This is a genomic window from Bradyrhizobium sp. Arg816, assembly GCF_029989365.1.
Lineage (GTDB): Bacteria > Pseudomonadota > Alphaproteobacteria > Rhizobiales > Xanthobacteraceae > Bradyrhizobium.
In genome coordinates this window covers 485,240-502,668 of the sequence record NZ_JAPRAQ010000001.1, presented here as the reverse complement: position 1 = coordinate 502,668, position 17,429 = coordinate 485,240, and the positions used below count along the sequence as shown (strand labels likewise).

Below are 17,429 nucleotides of genomic sequence, written 5' to 3'. Positions count from 1 at the left end.
GCTTGATGGGACGTCAGGCCGATCGGCCAGGCTAGTCCGGCTCCGAGGCGCCGATTTCGTGACGTCCGCGGTCGCTTGGCACAAGGCTGAGCGTAGGTTCCCGATCGATTGACAACGGCAGCGCGTGACCATTCGAGACCCGCACCAGTGATCCGTTGTTCATTCCCCAAATTGCGGCCTGCGTCCTGTTCTGGACCCGTATCTTGCGCAGGATCGCCTTGACGTGAACCTTCACGGTCGCCTCGGCAATATCGATCTTTCGCGCAATGCACTTGTTGGAATTGCCCTCGATCAGATAGGAGAGAATCGCCCGCTCTCGCGGTGACAGATGAGGTGCTATCCGTTCTTCGGCCGCAACGAGGAGATTTGATCGCTCTTCGATCGCGGGCTGAAGCTGAGGCTCGCGATCTAGACCGCTATCGAGCACGAATGACAGGAAGGCCGGTGGAAACACCGTCTCGCCCATCGTCACGAGCTCAATGGACTTGATGAAAGCGTCGCATGAATTGACGTCGACGAAATAGCCGCTGGCGCCGGCCTTGTAGGCCGCGATCAACTCATCCGGCCGGTAGTGGTCCGAAACGATCGCTACGCGCGCGTCCGGATAGTGCTCTCTTACAAATCCGATGTGCTTCAGGGCTGCATCGAATTCGCCGGTGCTGTGGATAATAACAAACAGGAGCTGCTGATGTGCCTGGAGTGTGCTTGTAACTTCATCGGTGCTCGAGGCCGACACCGCAATTTGAAAATCTGCCGCATGCAGTATTTGTGAAATTCCCTCTCGCAGCAAAATATTTCGTCCGATCAAAACAACTTTGCAGGACTGCCGCCTCCTCATCTTACCCTCCGCAACCAACGCAATGACACAACTTGAATGAAAAACACGCAGGAAAAGGAACAAAGCGTCACATGGCCCGTTTTTTCTGATTTGCAGAAGCCGGGCGCCGTTTAGTTAATAATTGCTGAAGGTTAGATTCGATCTTTCGATTTTGCCTATATACCTTTGGTTATAGGCCGATGGGTCCCCGAGCTGTTGGTGAACGGTCGTCGGAGATTGACTTGGGAGCGAAAGAGAATACAGATTCAACCTTTGAATGTTCGCCGTGAGCGGGTGAATCCGTTCGCGAAAGCCTTGCTCCAACGCGATGATTTCGGATTTGCCAAATTTGCAAATGGATAGACCGCTCGCCAGCTTTTATGAGCCGAGACCACCGGGTTCATACGGCCCTTTGATCCGGCGAACTTGATGTATATTGCGATCACAGACTCGTGCGGTTATTTGCCTCATAGGTCCGCTTCGCCAAATGATACTTTAGGGAATTGTTCGAAGTTTATTTGTTGGTGATCAATTAATGTTGGAGCGGCAAGGGCGGGGGCCCGTAGCTTCAATCGCGGGAATTTTGGGGGCGGCAGGTTAGGGAGCGCCCGATGCGTCGTGCGACTGTAGTGATTGCAGACCGACATCCAATGGTCTTGCAGGGTCTCGCAAGTGTTCTCGGTTCAGAACCCGATTTCGAGGTCGTTGCATCCTGCGGCGATGCTGCGAGCTGCATCCAGGCAATTTTGACGCTTGCGCCCGACATTGCGATCATGGATGCGGCAATGCCGGAGCTGACCGCTCTGATGAACAATTCGCTCGGCCATTCGGACAGCCGACCAACGCGCTTTGTGTTCTTCGCGCCCAGCGAGGACTGCGATCTTGTGTTGGCGGGCGCCCCCGCCGGGTACAGCGTCCTTCTGAAGGAGATGACTGGCCAAGCCGTGGTGCAAGGCTTGCGAGACATTGCCAACGGCCAGACCGTTGTTCCGTTATCGCCCACCGATCAGGCCGCGCCTCGCGAGCACAGTCCGAATCCGGAAAGTGCGCTCGCGGTACTCACCGAGCGCGAGCGGCAGATCATGCGACTGGTCTCTCGTGGTCTGTCCAACAAGGAAATTGGCCGCCGGCTCAACATTGCAGACGGCACCATCAAGGTTCACCTCCACAACATTTTCCAGAAGCTTGAAATCGGCAATCGCACTGCGCTTGCTGCCCTCGCCATCTCGCAGGATGACCGCGCCAATTCGGCGCAGGACAAACCGGCGCATGCTGGATCGGATCCGGTGCCCGGGGGACGTTAGATATCAGCTCGCGCTGTTGCAGCGCGATATGCGGGCATTTTCGAAGCGCAGCCGAACGACTATTGCACCGTCAGATTGCGCAAGCGCCGGCAAAGCAGCGTTTTCGCTCTCTTATCCCTCGACAGAGAACTGAAGAACGAACAGCGACCGGCCGCCAAGCTCGGGGCTGTCGCTGACTTCCACCTGCCAGGAAATGTAATGAAGGAGTGGGTCCATCACGTCGTGCTTGAGGATCTCGCCGCTCAATTCGATCGCAGTGGTCCGTGCCGCGGAAATGTCGGGGAGATCAAGTCCGACATCGTCGAGCACTGAATGACCGTCGTGGATATGAAAGAAATACCGCGGCATGGACGTCTCCGGACAACGCGAACATTCCGATGACTGCAGCGAGCCCCCCGCATCACGGTCGAGATTTCGCATCGCCGGGGGGAGCATAGCAAGCGGCTATTCTAGGAGGGCTCAATCATCATTGATGGGTACTCCGACGTTGATCGGTATGACCACGAATTCAGAATGAACAATTGCTTCTCGAGGACTACGATGATGTTGCGTCGACGGAGCCCACTTCGGCGCAGCGCTGCGGCCCCGGCCCTGCGAATCCCCAATGCCCCCGCCGGGGCCGCGCCCTTTTCTCAACTCCCGCCTGGTCGTCCATCACCGCCGCGCAGAAATTGCAACCAACACGCCGATCGGTCGGGTGTGGACGGTTCGGCCCTTGGGGGACATCATCTCGAAAAGGTCATATCGCGTAATAGTCGCGATACCAGCGGACGAAATTGCATATACCGGTTTCGATAGGGGTGGAGGGCGAAAACCCGGTATCGCGCATGAGATCGCCAACGTCGGCAAACGTTTCCGGAACATCCCCAGGCTGCATCGGCAGCATCTCCTTCGCTGCGGTTCGTCCGAGCTCCTTCTCGATCAAGTCAAGGACGTGCATCAGCGCTTCCGGGCGGTTATTGCCCACGTTGTAGAGCTTGGCCGGTGCGCCCGCCGCATCGGCGTTGTCCTCCGGAGCGCGCTCGATCAGCCGCGAGACGACGCGCGTGACATCGTCGACATAGGTGAAGTCGCGCCGCATCCTGCCATGGTTGAAGAGCTTGATCGGCCTGCCTTTGACGATCGCGTCGGCGAACAGGAATATCGCCATGTCGGGCCGGCCCCACGGGCCGTAGATCGTAAAGAACCGTAAGCCGGTGACCGGGAGGCGGTACAGGTGGCTGTACGAATGGGCCATCAGCTCGTTGGCTTTCTTCGTCGCGGCATAGAAGCTGACGGGGTGGTCGGCTTTATGCCGGGTCGAAAATGGCAACTCCGCATTGGCGCCGTACACGGACGATGACGATGCGTAGATCAAATGACCACAGGCGTTATGCCTGCAGCCTTCGAGGACGTTGAGGAACCCCTCGAGATTGGCGTCGACATAGGCGTGCGGCTGATCGATCGAATACCGGACGCCGGCCTGAGCGGCTAAATGGATCACTCTCGCAAAACGATGCTTTGCGAACAACTCGGCCATCGTCGACCGATGTCCGAGATCCATCTGCACGAAGGAGAAACGCGGATCGCGGCGCAGAATGTCGAGGCGCGCGCGCTTCAGGGCGGGATCGTAGTAGCTGTTGATGTTGTCCAATCCGACGACGCGGCGCCCTTCATCGAGCAGCCGACGGGCGACATGAAAACCGATGAAGCCGGCAGCTCCGGTCACCAGAACGTCGTCGGCAACTTGCTCTGAGCGAGATGACATTCGCTGTCCAAGTTTGATGGAGTTTCGAACGGCGAACAAGGCGCCACCGATCGCAGCAAGTTAACTCTCAATCGCGCCGCATCTCGACTGCGCAAATGAGCGCACCTGACGATGGCGGCGGAGCCAAGCCGCCACCGGCCGCTCGAACGGATTACTCCGTGCATCCTCGCCACTGTCTCAAATTCCAGGGGCGTAGCGTATGTAATGTCCCAGCGAACCCCGTCATCATCCATTTGCATGAAGATGAAGCGAGGCAAACCTGCAGAGTTGTTTCAGCGTCGGCTTGCCGGACGTGGCCGTCGGCTTGGAAGTACGCGGCGTCGCACGATCGACGTCGGTGACTTGAGCGCAAACGGCGTGGTCAGGGGTGTTTGCGATGAAGATGGTCCGTGTTGATGCTCTCGGCGCGAACGTATCGAGCATCGGTTTCGGCTGCGCGTCGCTCGGAGGGCGCGTTGGGGCTCGCAGGGGGATCGAGGGGCTCGAGCGCGCGTACGACGCCGGAATAACCTGGTACGACGTGGCACCTTCGTATGGCGATGGGATGGCCGAGTCGATTTTGGGCCAATTCGCATCCGCGAAGCGCGGCAGCGTCTATATCTGCACAAAGGTCGGGATGCGCCCGCGTGATACCTCCGCCGCTATGCGGATCCTGAAGCCGATGGCGCGCGCCGCTCTTGCGGCGTTTCCCGGGATCCAACCGCGCCTCTCCGCAATGAAGTCGAAGCCCTTCAAGGTGCCGCTATCGGCCGAGCTGATCAGGACGAGCATCGAGGACAGCTTGAGGCGACTTCGCACGGATTATGTCGATGTGCTTGCTCTCCACCGTCCTACCCGCGAAGAGGTCGTTCGCGAAGACATCATTCGAGCGGTCGAGCGCATCGTCCAGGACGGGAAGGCCCGGGCAATTTCGATTGCAGGCAATAACGAGGGCGGAATTGACGGCCTCCATGAATCGCTACCTTACCGGCTGATACAGATCGCGAATAATCCGTTCGAGCCGAATCTTCAGAGATCGACGGAGACCATGCGGCGCAGGACGTTTGTCACGTATGGATCATTTTCGAGCGTCAATCCGTTTGTCGCAAGGCTAGGATCGGAGAAAGAAATACTGAACGGCCTTCACGAGATGGGATACCGGGGCGACCTCACCGAGATCGCCGCTGCCTTTGTGGTGGATTATGCGCTGGCAACGAACTCGGCAGGAGTCTCACTGTTTTCGATGTTTCGGAAGGAGCATCTTGCATTCAATCTGCTCCGGTCAACGCAAGTTCCAGCGCTTCATCAGCTCAATAGCATAGCCGCCGAGCTCTCGAACGGGCCGCGGCAAATCGAACGAATTTGCCACGGCACGAATGACCGGCGCGTCGAGAGATGCTGATGGCGGCTCGGGCGGTGTCTGCTGCCACGATAGGACATGCAGGTGCCGGTGTAGCGATCAAGTGCAGAGCCTAGGGGCAAGAGGTCTACTCCGTCATCATCATACAATCGGCGGCTGCGTGTGTTAGAATTGACGTCCCACGATACTACTCGCCAATGTTGTCGACGATATTCGACAGGCGCGCGGGCGGCCGGGAGGCGGCTAGCTTGAGCGTCTCGCTGAAGCATGCGTAGCAGGGCAGGCCAAAGGTGAGGGCGCCAAGCCGCTGCCGTCGCATTAAGGAGGTTGCCCCCGATCGCGGTTGCGCTTCGTGGGGCCGTTGGTAGATGCTCGGAGAGAGGCCATGTGCGGAATTGTTGGTGTCGTCGGGCGAGGCCCAGCCTCTGCTCTCCTTTTGGATGCGCTGAAGCGGCTTGAATATCGGGGATATGACTCGGCCGGTATTGCCACTCTCGAGGACGGTTCGCTGACGCGACGTCGCGCGGTCGGAAAGCTCGCAAACCTCAAGAATAGGCTCGACTCGGAGCCGCTTGCCGGGCGGATTGGAATTGGTCACACGCGCTGGGCAACGCACGGCCGTCCCGATGAGACGAATGCGCATCCTCACATGGTTGACGGCGTGGCGATCGTGCACAATGGGATCATCGAAAACCATCGAGAGTTGCGCAATGATCTCAAAGCGGCCGGCGCGCACTTTACGACCGAAACCGACTCCGAGGTGGTTGCGCATCTCGTCAGCCGCGAGCGGAAGAACGGATGCGAACCGGTCGCAGCGGTGCGTAAGGTGCTCCCGCGCTTGAACGGAACGTTCGCGCTCGCCTTCCTGTTCGAGGGGCACGACAATCTCCTGATCGGTGCCCGAAAGGGCTCGCCGCTTGCCGTCGGCTACGGGTGCGGCGAGATGTTTCTGGGTTCGGATGCGATGGCGCTCGCACCTCTGACCGACATTGTCGCCTATCTCGAGGACGGCGATCTCGCCGTCGTGACCCGGGAGCAGATCGAGTTTATCGACGTGAACGGCGCGCGTCTGCGCCGTGCGTCGGCCAAAATTGCCGGCGCGGCCGTGATTGTTCACAAGGGCGAGCATCGCCACTTCATGGCAAAGGAGATTCACGAACAGCCGGACGTGGTCGGGCAGACGCTTGCACAATACATCGCGCCCAACGGGACAATCAGGCTGCCGGCGGGCGTGGATGTGGACTTCGCGACAGTCGATCGCGTCTCGATTGTAGCTTGCGGCACCGCCTTCTACGCCGGTCTGATTGCGAGGTACTGGTTCGAGCGCTACGCCAAGCTCTCGGTCGAGATCGATATTGCATCGGAGTTCCGCTATCGCGACGTTCCGTTTGGCGCGGGCAATCTGGCGATTTTCGTGTCGCAATCCGGCGAAACGGCCGACACGCTCGCCTCGTTGGAGTTCGCCAAGACCCACGGCCAGCGCGTTCTCGCGGTCGTCAATGTGCAAACCTCGACGATGGCTCGTTCGAGCCACATCGTGATGCCCACATTGGCCGGTCCGGAAATTGGGGTTGCATCCACGAAGGCGTTCACCTGTCAGCTGGCAACCTTGCTCTGCATTGCGATCGCGGCCGGTCGCCGTCGCGGGGTGCTCTCGGCCGAAGACGAGCGCTCGCTCGTCCGATCCCTTGCCGAGATTCCAAGCTGTATGGCCCGCGCACTCGAACTGGAGCCGAAAGTCCATGAGCTCGCGCGCGAGATCGCCAGGGCCAGAGACGCTCTGTTCATAGGCCGGGGCACCAATTATCCGTTGGCATTGGAGGGAGCCCTCAAGCTCAAGGAGGTCACTTACATTCACGCAGAGGGCTATGCGGCCGGTGAGCTCAAACATGGACCGATCGCGCTGATCGACAAGGGCCTGCCGGTCATCGTCATTGCACCGTGCGACGCAACGTTCGAGAAGACCATGTCGAACATGCAGGAGGTGATCGCCCGTGGGGGGCGCATCATCCTGTTGACCGACCAGAAAGGTGCTTCACTCGCCGCATCCAGTGGTTGCTCGATCCTGGCGTTGCCGGATATGCCCCAGATCGTGGCGCCGCTGGCTCTCGCGGTGCCGCTGCAGCTCCTTGCCTATCACAGTGCCGCGATTATGGGGACCGACGTAGACCAGCCGCGGAATCTCGCGAAGTCGGTGACGGTCGAATAGATGGTCCGGTCGCGCCACTTCCGCTGCCCTTCCGCTTCAGAAAGAGGGGCTATCTGAATCAGAATGCCGGTCTGGACGCTCCGAATGGGTGCCTCTTTCGACCAGTCCTCGTTCTCGGCCGCTCGGCGTAGAATACGGCAGCCTTCGGACCCAGGTTAAACACCGACGTCCGTAGGGCAGGCGGCCCCGCTATATTGTAACCGCGTTGGCGGGGCCGCTGTTGCTCAAAACCAACCGCCTGCGCGCGCTCCGTAGCCGGATCCTCGCGGCGCCTCCGGCATCCGGCCGCAAGGACGGCCCGATCAGGGAGTAGTCCTTTCGGGTTATTGGAAGACCGTTCCGCTTCGAGATAGCTTCAGACAAGCCCGTCCGGTCGACGAGCTCGTTTGGCATCCTACGTGCGCTTGGCGAGGGATCATGTCGGTTCTGACGGGAACGGCCGGCGCGGACATTCGACGCGGTGATATGATTAAAGTCATCAAGGGGAGGCTGTTCCCGGCGCTCCTTTACGAGCAATATGAGGGCGGCGCCGCCGAAGATATTCCCGAGGGCGTCCGTGCGTATTGCCTCAAAGACAAAGTCTGGCGAACGATGCCTCCGGGCTTCCGCCCCTCCTAGCGCTTATTGGCGAAGCAGCATCGCAAAATGGCCGAGCCAGGCTCGGCCAAGTCAGTCGTGAGCGGGCCGGCGCCGCAACCTCCGCGGTAGGTCTGGACCGACGGCGGAGCGCTGTGTGTGCAGACTAGCTGCAGCTCAGCGGCAACGGCTGGTCGGGGTGCAACTCGTACCAATCGTAGCAATCTGGATAGGCGCCGTAGAATCCGTATCCGGATCGATAGTGACCAAAGCGGTGAAACGCATGCTGGCGCAGGCCGATGCCGCCGGCCCGACCGCCGAATCCGAGATGTTCGCCGCCAAAGCCTCCCTCATGCGCCATGCCGCCGAAATGCGCGCCGCCGCCGAAGCCCATGTGTCCGCCGCCAAAGCCACCACCGCCAAAACCGGCGTGGCCGCCACCGCCAAAGCCACCACCGTGGCCCCCGCCGCCACCGCCATGCGCCTCCGCTACGCCGATGGCCAGGGTCGAGGCAAGCGCCGCGGTTGCCAAAATCATGATTGCTCGTTTCATGGGACACTCCTTTCGTGTCGATCTGCCTGGTCATCCATGCAGTCCGCTTCCGCGTCGTGCCGTCGCCAAAGCTCCTGATGACAAGGCTCGTGATGAAATGAGAGGTAGGAGCGATGCGCGGCAATCCCACTAAATTCGACTTCAGGAACGAGGCGCGCCGGTAGGGAAGGTGATCCTGCCGCGGGGGCCGCGGCCCACAGAAGGGGCGGGCTGAACGTTCAAGCCCGCCCCCGTCGTTCGATGAGGAGCGGCCGACCGAGGCGCCCGGCCGGCCAAGGAAATGCGGCGATCAGAAGCTGCCCGTGCCGGGCTCGCAAGGCACGTTGTTGCCGGTCCACGGCGCCGTCGCGAAAGCGCCGACGCGCGGCGCGGGAACGCAGACGCGGCCTCCCTGCTGATAGAAGGGCGCACCCGATGCGACCGTATCGGTTGTCATCGCGGGCTGTCGCATGACGGCATGGTGCTCGCGAGCCATGACGGGTCCCCCGAGCACGGCGGCTGCAATCAATCCCGTCGACAAGAGTTTGAGAGTGGTCATTCGGCTTCTCCTTGATGACATCAGGCCGACCAAGCGGCTCCCCATCAAAGTATGGACGGTCGGGCGTTGTCCAAATGCACGAATTGCTCACCGGATCTCAACGGCCTGTGAGCCGGCGCGGCATTGCAAGCACGATCGTGCGAATGCGCAACATCCATTGCCTTGAGAGTAACAGGGAGCGCATCACAGGCATATGTTCATGAAAGCGCAGTTCAGAATGGAGGCGGAAGATGATCACGACGACAGCGAGGCGTATGGCCATCGCGCTGGCCCTGTTGGCGACGGGCACGGCGCGCTTCCTGAATCGCTATTTAGTGGTGCCCCATTCTCCGCAGGACTATCTCGTCAGACAACGAGTGGCCTATGGCAGGCTGGCGCGGCGCCGCGCGTTCAGAGCGGGCGGGCATTGAACATGACGCCCCGGACCGCCGAGCCCGTGCTCCTCCGCCGCAGGCCGAAACGCCTCGCAGAACGTGGGAGCAGGATGATGACGCGGATTCTTCTGATCGAAGATGATGCCGAAACCGCCGAGGTGATCGTCGCCGAACTCGCCGATCGCGGTTTCGAGGTCCAATGGGCCCCTGACGGCGTCGACGGTCTCGATCGGGCGCGCGCGGCGTGTCCGGATGCCATGATCGTCGATCGCATGCTGCCCGGAATGGACGGACTGACCGTCATCGAGGCCCTGCGCAAGGATCGGGTCGGGACGCCGGTTCTGGTTCTGAGTGCGCTCGGCGCCGTGGACGATCGGGTACGCGGACTGCGTATGGGGGGAGACGACTATCTCACCAAGCCGTTCGCGATCATCGAGCTCGTCGCGCGCATAGAGGCATTGCTGCGCCGTCCGATGGACAGCCGCGAGACCACGTTGCATGTCGGGCCGCTGGAACTCGACCTGATCGAGCGGACCGCGCGACGGGACGAACGCGAGATCGACCTGTTGCCGCGTGAGTTCCGCCTGCTCGAATACATGATGCGCCGGAGCGATCAGTTGCTCACGCGCGCGATGCTGCTCGAAGAGGTCTGGAACTACAAGTTCGTTCCGGCAACGACGAATCTGATCGACGTGCATATGGGCCGGCTGCGCCACAAGGTGGACGGTCCCGGCGATACGCAGCTCATTCACAATGTTCGCGGCTCCGGCTTCATTCTGCGTTCGCGCGCATAGACACGCGAAACCCAGGGGCTCGCGGAGCACATCTCGGACGAATATCGAGTGCCGGTTCGATGCGCCAGATTCAGTTCATCCGTTCGAACACGTTCCTCTGGGCCCTGGCGGTGGCGGCCGCATTTGCGCTGTTCGTGGTCGGGCTGTTCGCGTTCACCTATTGGAAGCTCGACGACTATCTGATCGCACGATCCGACCGCATGATCACGACCCGGATCAACTTCATCGCCGATTTACCGTCGGCGCGCCGCATCGGAGCGATCTCCGATCACCTCGAGCAGGATTCCAGAGGTGTGCAGTACGCTGGACTTTTCAATGGTGCAGGCACCCGGCTTGCCGGCAACATCGACAGCTTGCCGCGCGCGCTCGATCTCGGCGGAGCGGCGCAGGGTGTGCGGCTCGACCTCATTGAGAAATCGGCGGTCCACGGACCGGTCATCAGGGTCGTGGGCAGGCGTCTTGAGAACGGCGACGTCCTGGTGATGGGACGGAACGTCGATGAGACGCGCGAAATCTCCAGTGTCGTTGGGCAGGCGCTCGCGCTTGGCCTGCTGCCGGCGTTCTGCCTCTGTCTGCTGGCCGGTGCGTGGCTGAGCGTTCGCGCCCAGAGACGCGTGGAAGAGGTGAACCAGCGGGTGCAGCGGATCGTGGCCGGGGAGTTGCGCGAGCGGCTTCCGGAGGACAATTCCGACGATCCGTTCGCGCGACTGGCCAGGATCGTCAACGGCATGCTCGCCGAGATGGAGACCATGATCAACGCGCTGGCCGGTGTCGGCAACGATATCGCCCATGACCTCAGGACGCCGCTCACGCGCGCACGCCTGGCGCTGGAGCGCGGCCGAACGCATGCGACCACCCTGGAGCAACTCCAGGAGGTCACGGACAAGGCAATGGCCGGAATCGATCAGTCGCTCGCGATCGTCACCGCCTTGCTGCGCCTCACCGAGATCGAGAACAGCCGCCGCACCGCCGGCTTCGGTAACGTTGCGCTCGACGAGATCCTGCGCGAGGTGTGCGATGTCTACGAGCCCATTGCCGAAGACAAGGGTATCGGGCTTGGCGTCGTCATCGATCGCAATGTGCAGGTGTGGGGCGATCGGGACCTGTTGTTCGAAGCGATGGCCAATCTCGTGGACAATGCCGTCAAGTTCACGCCGCCCGGCGGCCAGGTGAGGCTCGAACTGGTGTCGGAAGACGACACGGCGCTCGTGCGCGTAAGTGACACCGGACCCGGCATCAGCACGCAGGAGCGCGAAGCGGTGCTGCGGCGATTCTATCGCTCCGACAAGATGCGCAACACGCCGGGGGTTGGGCTGGGACTGAGCCTGGTGGCTGCCATCGTCAAGCTGCATGGCTTTCGATTGATCATCGGTCCGGCTCCTGGCGGGCGGATCGAGATCCTTGCCTGGACCGGGAGGGCGAGGAAAGCCGCCGCATGCCGGTCCCGCACCCCAACTCTCGCAACCGTCAACCAGATGTGATGCCGCTCATGATGCGCGATGTTCTCGATGCCAGGACATGCCGAATGTCTGAAGGCGAATTCAGGTTTGTTACGCTCAATTCAGTGGCCTCCTCCTTCGGAGGCTTTCTAGAGTCCGCTCGCCGGTTTCGTATGTGGGAGTGACAGATGCAGATCCGCCACGAAGTCGCGAGGAATAGTGCTGTGGCCGTAGCGGCCGGAGCCCCATCGCCCCCTTTCCTCAGCGCCTATTCCGCGGCCATCAAGCGCTATGAACTGCTTGAGCCCGGTCACGAGCAGCAGCTTGCACGCCGCTGGCAGGAGACGCGGGACCGCGGTGCCGTGAACGCGCTCGTCACGAGCCATCTCCGGCTCGCAGCCAAAGTGGCGCGCGGCTACAAGGGGTACGGTCTGCCCTTGGCGGACGTGATTGCGGAGGCAAATCTCGGCCTCGTCATCGCGGCGTCACGCTTCGAACCCGGCCGGGGTGCGCGGTTCTCCACCTATGCGGTTTGGTGGATCAAGGCCTCGGTTCACGAATACATCCTGCGCTCCTGGTCTCTGGTCAGGATCGGCACGACGGCAGCACAGAAGAAGTTGTTCTTCAGGCTCCGCAGCGAGATGAGGAAAGCCGCGGGCGGCGCTATGGCGGCGCTCACGCCCGATGTCGCCGAGACGATTGCAGAAAGGCTCGACGTCACGGCGCGTGAGGTGATCGAGATGGATTCCCGCCTGAACGGTGACATGTCGCTGAACGCGCGCGTTGGCGACGACGAGCAAGGAACCGAATGGGAAGCGTTGCTGGTCGATCAGGCGATCGACGCGGAGACGGTGCTTGCCGATCATGAGCAGACAGAGCGCCGTACCAACGCCTTGCGCGTTGCGCTGGGCATGCTCACGGCGCGCGAGCGTCATATTCTGGAGGCGAGGCGGCTGGCGGAATGCCCGGTTACGCTGGACCAACTCGGATTTGAGCTTTCGATCTCCAGCGAGCGGGTTCGGCAGATCGAGATCCGCGCCTTTGCCAAGGTCAGGCGAGCCGCAATTCTTGCCGTGCAGGATGCGGCGCGCAAGCGCCCCGACGGCGTCCCGGGCTCACGGCCGCGGGAGCTCACCGCTCCATGAGCGATCGAGAAGCGGTGATGCCGGTACGAATGATGTCTGTCCTGCCGCGGAGCATCTGAATTCGTTTTCATTTGAACGGATGCCCGCCCGTCCTCATCTGTTCAATGATCCCGCGCAACTTGCTTCAGGCAGAACCACCATGGGAATTGTTCGCTTCGCGCTGCGGTTTCCGCACACGTTCTATGTGCTTGCAGCGCTGATCCTGTTCCTCGGCGGCATCGCGATCTGGTCGATGCCGACGGACATTTTTCCGGAGATCCGCATTCCCGTCGTCACAGTGGTGTGGAGCTACACCGGCCTGTCGACGCCTGAGATGGAGCAGCGCGTCAGCACCTACAGCCAGTATTCGATCAGCGCCAATGTCAGCGGTATCAAGAACATCGAGGCGCAAACCCTCAACGGCCTGTCGGTTCAGAAGATCTACTTCCAGCCGGACGTCAATCTCGACCTCGCGATCTCGCAGATCGTCTCGGCAACCAACGCCATCCGCGCCCTGATGCCGCCGGGCATTCAGCCGCCGATCATCGTGCAGTTCAATGCATCGAGCGTACCGGTGCTGCAGCTCAGCCTCGAGTCCAATAGTCTGAACGAGCAGCAATTATACGATTTCGGTATCTATCGTATCCGGCAGCAATTGGCGCCTGTTCCGGGCGTGACGTTGCCCACGCCTGCCGGCGGCAAGTACCGCCAGATCATGGTCGACATCGATCCGAACAAGCTCCTGTCGCGCGGATTGACGCCGCTCGACATCGTCAATGCGGTGAACACCCAGAATCTGACCCTGCCCACCGGCACGGCGAAAATCGGTGACACCCAGTACACCGTTCGAACCAACGCCACGCCGGCCTCGATCAAGGATCTCAACATGATCCCGGTCAAGTTCGTGAACGGGGCCACGATCTTCCTGAAGGACGTGGCCCAGGTCCGGGACGGCTCCCAGGTCCAGCAGAACATCGTGCGCGAGGACGGTCATCGCGCCGTCCTGCTCAGCGTGATCAAGAACGGAAATGCCTCGACGCTCGCTGTCGTCAATGGGGTGAAGAAAGCCTTGAGTTCGATTCGCGCGTCGGCTCCTGCAGGGCTGAAGATCAACGAGCTGTTCGACCAGTCGGTTTTCGTCACCCATTCGGTCGATGGCGTGCTGCGCGAGGGCGCGATCGCGGCCGGCCTCACGGCGCTGATGATCCTGCTGTTTCTGGGATCGTGGCGATCGACATTGGTCGTCTTGATCTCGATCCCGCTGGCGATGCTGTCTTCGCTGGTCGTGCTGTATTGTCTCGGCGAGACCTTGAACACGATGACGCTCGGCGGGCTTGCACTCGCGGTCGGCATCCTGGTCGACGATTCGACGGTGACGATCGAGAACACGCACCGGCTCTGGACCGAGGAAGGCCTGCCGTTGGCTGATGCGACACTGCACGGGGCGGCTGAAATCGCGGTGCCGACGCTCGTCTCCACGCTCGCCATCAGCTGTGTGTTCACCTCGGTCGTATTTCTGGAAGGGCCGGCCAAATACCTCTTCACCCCGCTGGGTCTGGCGGTGGTGTTCGCGATGCTGGCGTCGTATGCGTTGTCGCGAACGCTGACGCCGATCACCATTGGCCTGCTGCTGAAGGGCGAACGGCGCCATGGCGAGGGCGGAAGCCGGTCGGGCATCTTCGGCCGCGCCTCTGCGATGTTCGAGCGCGGATTCGAACGCCTGCGCAACGGCTATTCCGATTTGCTGTTGACGTTGCTTCGACATCGCGTCGTCGTGCCGGTCGTCGCGGTGCTGGTGCTGGCGCTCGGCGCCACCATGTTCGTCTATGTCGGCAGGGACTTCTATCCCCTGATCGACGGAGGCCAGATCCAGCTCCACGTTCGCGCGCCCGCGGGCACCCGCATCGAGAAGACGGAAGCGATCTTCCAGGCGGTCGAAGACAAGATCCGCCGAGTGATTCCGGAGCGGGACCGGGCGCTGATCGTCGACAATATCGGGCTTCCGGCGCGTCCCTATAATCTCGCATTCACCGACGGCTCGACGATCGGCGTGAACGACGGCACCATTCTCGTGTCGCTCAAGGACGGACACAAGCCGACCGCGGACTACGTCAGGAAGCTGCGCCAGGTGCTGCCGGCGGCATTCCCGGAGGACACGTTCTATTTCCAGGCGGCCGATATCGTGACGCAGATCCTGAACTTCGGCCTTCCGGCGCAGATCGATGTCCGCACGGTTGGCTACGGCGCCAACAATCTGTCCGTGGCCAAGGAGCTGCAGAAGTCTCTCGCGGCAATTCCCGGTGTCGTCGATGCGCATCTGCAGCAGGAGGTCGATGCTCCCGCGTTCTATGCCGACATCGACCGCACGCGGGCCGCGCAGCTGGGGCTCAACGCCAGCACGGTGGCGACCAATATCAATGTCAGCCTCAGCTCGTCGGCTCAGGTCTCGCCGAACTTCTGGACCGATCCGACGTCGGGCATCCCGTATTACCTGGCGGTGCAGACGCCCGAATACAGGGCCAATTCGCTGAACGCACTGGGAAACACGCCGGTGTCGGCCTCGGTTGCCGCGAGCGGGCAGACGGTGCCCGGCCTCCTCAGCAATGTCGCGACGTTCAAGCGGGGGAGCGTCCCCACCAATTCGAACCAGGCCAACGTCCAGCCGGTGTTTGACGTCTATGCAAGCGTCCAGGGCCGCGATCTCGGCGGCGTCGCGGCCGATATCGACAAGGTCACGTCCACACTCCAGAAGCAGCTCCAGCCGGGCAATTCGATCCAGGTCCTGGGACAGATCCAGAGCATGAATCAGTCGTTCCGCAATCTCGGACTCGGCCTGCTGTTTGCCGCCATCCTGGTCTACCTGCTGATGGTCGTGAACTACCAGAACTTCGGCGATCCCTTCGTCGTCATCATGGCGCTGCCGGCGACCTTGTGCGGCATCGTGACGATGCTGTTCATCACCGGAACGACGCTGAACGTGCCCTCGCTGATGGGAGCGATCATGGCGGTCGGCGTTGCCTCCGCGAATTCCATCCTGCTCGTAACGTTCGCGCGTGATGAGCAATTGAAAGGACATTCCGCGTTCCAGGCAGCGCTGAGCGCGGGCCGCACCAGGATCCGTCCGGTCCTGATGACTGCCGCCGCGATGATCGTGGGCATGATCCCGATGGCGCTCGGAGGTCCGGGCGAGGAGCAGAACGCCGCGCTCGCGCGCGCGGTGATCGGCGGACTGCTGTTCGCGACCCCGACGACATTGCTGATCGTGCCGTACCTCTTTGCCATGCTGCGCAAAGGTAACGATGGCAAGCCTCACCACGGCGTATTCGAGGAGCAACCGGAATGAGCGACGTTCGTGTGCGGACCAATGACGACGAGGCAAGGGACCCGCCCGACGCGGAGAGCCGCCGGATCGTCGAGCTCCCCGGCAAGGGCGCGCCATCCGGACGCCGTTACGGCGGCGCGCTGCTCGGAGGAGGGATGCTTCTGCTGCTCGCGGGCGGTCTCGGCATTGGCGGCTGGCGGCACTATCAGGCGGCGCGTGAGGTCGCTGCAGTGGCGGAGCAGGTGAGAACCGCCATTCCGGAAGTGCGGGTGGCGGCGGTCCGGCCCAGCGGGGACCTGATGAAGGTTACCTTGCCGGCGACGACGACCGCGTTCGAGGCAGCGAATATCTTCGCGCGGACCAGCGGCTATATCGAAAAGCGCTATGTGGATATCGGCGATCGCGTCAAGAAAGGCGATCTTCTCGCGGAAATCACCGCTCCGGAGCTCGACCAGCAGATCGCCCAGGCCCAGGCGACGTTGGCCCAAAACCAGGCCGCCTTGCAGCAGGCGCAAGCGAGCCGGGAGCTTGCCGACGTCACCAACGCGCGGGACAGCAATCTGGTCAAGCAAGGTTGGCTGACGGCACAGCAGGGGGACAACGATCGTCTCACCCTGCGTGCACAGCAGGCGGCCGTGGGCGTCGCCCAGTCGAACATCACAGCGCAGGAAGCCCAGATTCGAGTCCTCCAGCAGGAGAAGGCCTATCAGCGCGTGGTGGCGCCGTTCGACGGCGTGATCACACAGCGCAACGTGGACAATGGCAGCTTGGTGCAGGCCGGGTCGACCTTCATGTTCACGCTGATGCATTCCAACGTGATCCGAACCCAGGTCTTCGTGCCGCAGGACGAGGCCTTCGGAGTCGCGCCGGGCGTCGACGCGGATATTCGCGTCCCCGAGATTCCGGGGCGGACGTTTCCGGGGAAAGTCACACGTATCGCAAGCGCATTGCAGCCGGGAAGCCGGACTCTGCTGACCGAGATCGACGTGCCCAATCCGGACGGTGCCTTAAGTCCCGGTATCTACTGCACGGTCGAGCTGTCGATCCCGCGCAAGACGCCGTCGATGACAGTCTCGTCCGATGCGCTCGTCTTCGATCAGAACGGTCTTCATGTCGCGGTCGTGCGGAATGGCACCGTTCATCTGCAGCACGTCGCGATCGCAAGGGACTTCGGCACCACGGTTGAAGTGCGCGAGGGCCTCCAGCCCGGCGATCAGGTCGTGCTCAATCCGGCGGTGAACCTGGCGGAGGGCAGCAAGGTCACCATTCGCAAGGTCGAAGTCAGTTAGGAGC

15 protein-coding genes are annotated in these 17,429 nt (G+C 61.6%); 10 read left to right on the top strand and 5 right to left on the bottom strand.

Annotation, left to right across the window (positions count from 1 at the left end; genetic code table 11):
* Positions 1-31 precede the first annotated feature (31 nt).
* Positions 32-838 carry a response regulator transcription factor gene (locus tag OWC48_RS02345; protein ID WP_282518484.1) on the bottom strand — a complete coding sequence of 269 codons (807 nt, stop codon included), beginning with the start codon at positions 836-838 and terminating at the stop codon, positions 32-34.
* A gap of 590 nt (positions 839-1,428) precedes the next feature.
* On the opposite strand from OWC48_RS02345, the gene OWC48_RS02340 reads away from it, so the two are divergent.
* Entirely contained in the window at positions 1,429-2,121 is a 693-nt protein-coding gene (locus OWC48_RS02340; RefSeq protein WP_282518483.1) for a response regulator transcription factor, read from the top strand.
* Positions 2,122-2,232: 111 nt separating this feature from the next.
* Here OWC48_RS02340 and OWC48_RS02335 read toward each other — a convergent pair whose 3' ends face one another.
* Both OWC48_RS02335 and OWC48_RS02330 read right to left on the bottom strand, forming a co-directional pair.
* Positions 2,233-2,469 (bottom strand): DUF6894 family protein, encoded by a 237-nt coding sequence (locus tag OWC48_RS02335; RefSeq protein WP_014496384.1) that lies wholly within the window; start codon positions 2,467-2,469, stop codon positions 2,233-2,235.
* A 391-nt stretch (positions 2,470-2,860) separates the two neighbouring features.
* Positions 2,861-3,868 carry an NAD-dependent epimerase gene (locus tag OWC48_RS02330; protein WP_282518953.1) on the bottom strand — a complete coding sequence of 336 codons (1,008 nt, stop codon included), beginning with the start codon at positions 3,866-3,868 and terminating at the stop codon, positions 2,861-2,863.
* 376 nt (positions 3,869-4,244) lie between these two features.
* Here OWC48_RS02330 and OWC48_RS02325 point away from each other — a divergent pair, with 376 nt between their 5' ends.
* The 3 genes from OWC48_RS02325 (at position 4,245) to OWC48_RS02315 (ending at position 8,034) form a co-directional block, all read left to right on the top strand.
* The gene (locus OWC48_RS02325; RefSeq protein WP_282518482.1) at positions 4,245-5,249 is read left to right on the top strand and encodes an aldo/keto reductase; all 1,005 of its coding nucleotides are present in this window, start codon (positions 4,245-4,247) and stop codon (positions 5,247-5,249) included.
* Between the two features lie 343 nt (positions 5,250-5,592).
* The gene (gene glmS / locus OWC48_RS02320; protein ID WP_282518952.1) at positions 5,593-7,416 is read left to right on the top strand and encodes a glutamine--fructose-6-phosphate transaminase (isomerizing); all 1,824 of its coding nucleotides are present in this window, start codon (positions 5,593-5,595) and stop codon (positions 7,414-7,416) included.
* A gap of 417 nt (positions 7,417-7,833) precedes the next feature.
* Complete coding sequence (locus OWC48_RS02315) at positions 7,834-8,034, top strand: hypothetical protein (RefSeq protein ID WP_282518481.1); 201 nt, start codon at positions 7,834-7,836, stop codon at positions 8,032-8,034.
* Positions 8,035-8,158: 124 nt separating this feature from the next.
* Here the strand turns inward: OWC48_RS02315 and OWC48_RS02310 are convergent, their stop codons facing one another.
* Both OWC48_RS02310 and OWC48_RS02305 read right to left on the bottom strand, forming a co-directional pair.
* Entirely contained in the window at positions 8,159-8,545 is a 387-nt protein-coding gene (locus OWC48_RS02310; protein ID WP_282518480.1) for a hypothetical protein, read from the bottom strand.
* 289 nt (positions 8,546-8,834) lie between these two features.
* Positions 8,835-9,083, bottom strand: coding sequence for a hypothetical protein (locus OWC48_RS02305; RefSeq protein ID WP_282518479.1), 249 nt, complete (start codon positions 9,081-9,083; stop codon positions 8,835-8,837).
* A gap of 230 nt (positions 9,084-9,313) precedes the next feature.
* Here OWC48_RS02305 and OWC48_RS02300 point away from each other — a divergent pair, with 230 nt between their 5' ends.
* The 6 genes from OWC48_RS02300 (at position 9,314) to OWC48_RS02275 (ending at position 17,425) form a co-directional block, all read left to right on the top strand.
* Positions 9,314-9,493 carry a hypothetical protein gene (locus OWC48_RS02300; protein ID WP_282518478.1) on the top strand — a complete coding sequence of 60 codons (180 nt, stop codon included), beginning with the start codon at positions 9,314-9,316 and terminating at the stop codon, positions 9,491-9,493.
* A gap of 77 nt (positions 9,494-9,570) precedes the next feature.
* On the top strand, positions 9,571-10,251 hold the full coding sequence (locus OWC48_RS02295; protein ID WP_014496376.1) for a response regulator transcription factor: 681 nt from the start codon (positions 9,571-9,573) through the stop codon (positions 10,249-10,251).
* Between the two features lie 59 nt (positions 10,252-10,310).
* Positions 10,311-11,732 carry an ATP-binding protein gene (locus OWC48_RS02290; protein ID WP_282518477.1) on the top strand — a complete coding sequence of 474 codons (1,422 nt, stop codon included), beginning with the start codon at positions 10,311-10,313 and terminating at the stop codon, positions 11,730-11,732.
* A 146-nt stretch (positions 11,733-11,878) separates the two neighbouring features.
* On the top strand, positions 11,879-12,835 hold the full coding sequence (rpoH, locus tag OWC48_RS02285) for an RNA polymerase sigma factor RpoH (protein WP_282518476.1): 957 nt from the start codon (positions 11,879-11,881) through the stop codon (positions 12,833-12,835).
* Positions 12,836-12,974: 139 nt separating this feature from the next.
* Positions 12,975-16,157 carry an efflux RND transporter permease subunit gene (locus tag OWC48_RS02280; protein ID WP_282518475.1) on the top strand — a complete coding sequence of 1,061 codons (3,183 nt, stop codon included), beginning with the start codon at positions 12,975-12,977 and terminating at the stop codon, positions 16,155-16,157.
* Positions 16,154-17,425, top strand: coding sequence for an efflux RND transporter periplasmic adaptor subunit (locus OWC48_RS02275; protein WP_282518474.1), 1,272 nt, complete (start codon positions 16,154-16,156; stop codon positions 17,423-17,425). Before OWC48_RS02280 ends, OWC48_RS02275 begins: the two co-directional genes overlap by 4 nt.
* Positions 17,426-17,429 lie beyond the last annotated feature (4 nt).

Bases quoted from the DNA above. Each gene is read 5' to 3' on its own strand.
- OWC48_RS02335 (WP_014496384.1), bottom strand. From the start codon at position 2,469: ATGCCGCGGTATTTCTTTCATATCCACGACGGTCATTCAGTGCTCGAC.
- OWC48_RS02330 (WP_282518953.1), bottom strand. From the start codon at position 3,868: ATGTCATCTCGCTCAGAGCAAGTTGCCGACGACGTTCTGGTGACCGGA.
- OWC48_RS02275 (WP_282518474.1), top strand. From the start codon at position 16,154: ATGAGCGACGTTCGTGTGCGGACCAATGACGACGAGGCAAGGGACCCG.
- OWC48_RS02295 (WP_014496376.1), top strand. From the start codon at position 9,571: ATGACGCGGATTCTTCTGATCGAAGATGATGCCGAAACCGCCGAGGTG.
- OWC48_RS02290 (WP_282518477.1), top strand. From the start codon at position 10,311: ATGCGCCAGATTCAGTTCATCCGTTCGAACACGTTCCTCTGGGCCCTG.
- glmS (WP_282518952.1), top strand. From the start codon at position 5,593: ATGTGCGGAATTGTTGGTGTCGTCGGGCGAGGCCCAGCCTCTGCTCTC.
- OWC48_RS02280 (WP_282518475.1), top strand. From the start codon at position 12,975: ATGGGAATTGTTCGCTTCGCGCTGCGGTTTCCGCACACGTTCTATGTG.
- OWC48_RS02310 (WP_282518480.1), bottom strand. From the start codon at position 8,545: ATGAAACGAGCAATCATGATTTTGGCAACCGCGGCGCTTGCCTCGACC.
- OWC48_RS02315 (WP_282518481.1), top strand. From the start codon at position 7,834: ATGTCGGTTCTGACGGGAACGGCCGGCGCGGACATTCGACGCGGTGAT.
- OWC48_RS02300 (WP_282518478.1), top strand. From the start codon at position 9,314: ATGATCACGACGACAGCGAGGCGTATGGCCATCGCGCTGGCCCTGTTG.
- OWC48_RS02305 (WP_282518479.1), bottom strand. From the start codon at position 9,083: ATGACCACTCTCAAACTCTTGTCGACGGGATTGATTGCAGCCGCCGTG.
- rpoH (WP_282518476.1), top strand. From the start codon at position 11,879: ATGCAGATCCGCCACGAAGTCGCGAGGAATAGTGCTGTGGCCGTAGCG.
- OWC48_RS02340 (WP_282518483.1), top strand. From the start codon at position 1,429: ATGCGTCGTGCGACTGTAGTGATTGCAGACCGACATCCAATGGTCTTG.
- OWC48_RS02345 (WP_282518484.1), bottom strand. From the start codon at position 838: ATGAGGAGGCGGCAGTCCTGCAAAGTTGTTTTGATCGGACGAAATATT.
- OWC48_RS02325 (WP_282518482.1), top strand. From the start codon at position 4,245: ATGAAGATGGTCCGTGTTGATGCTCTCGGCGCGAACGTATCGAGCATC.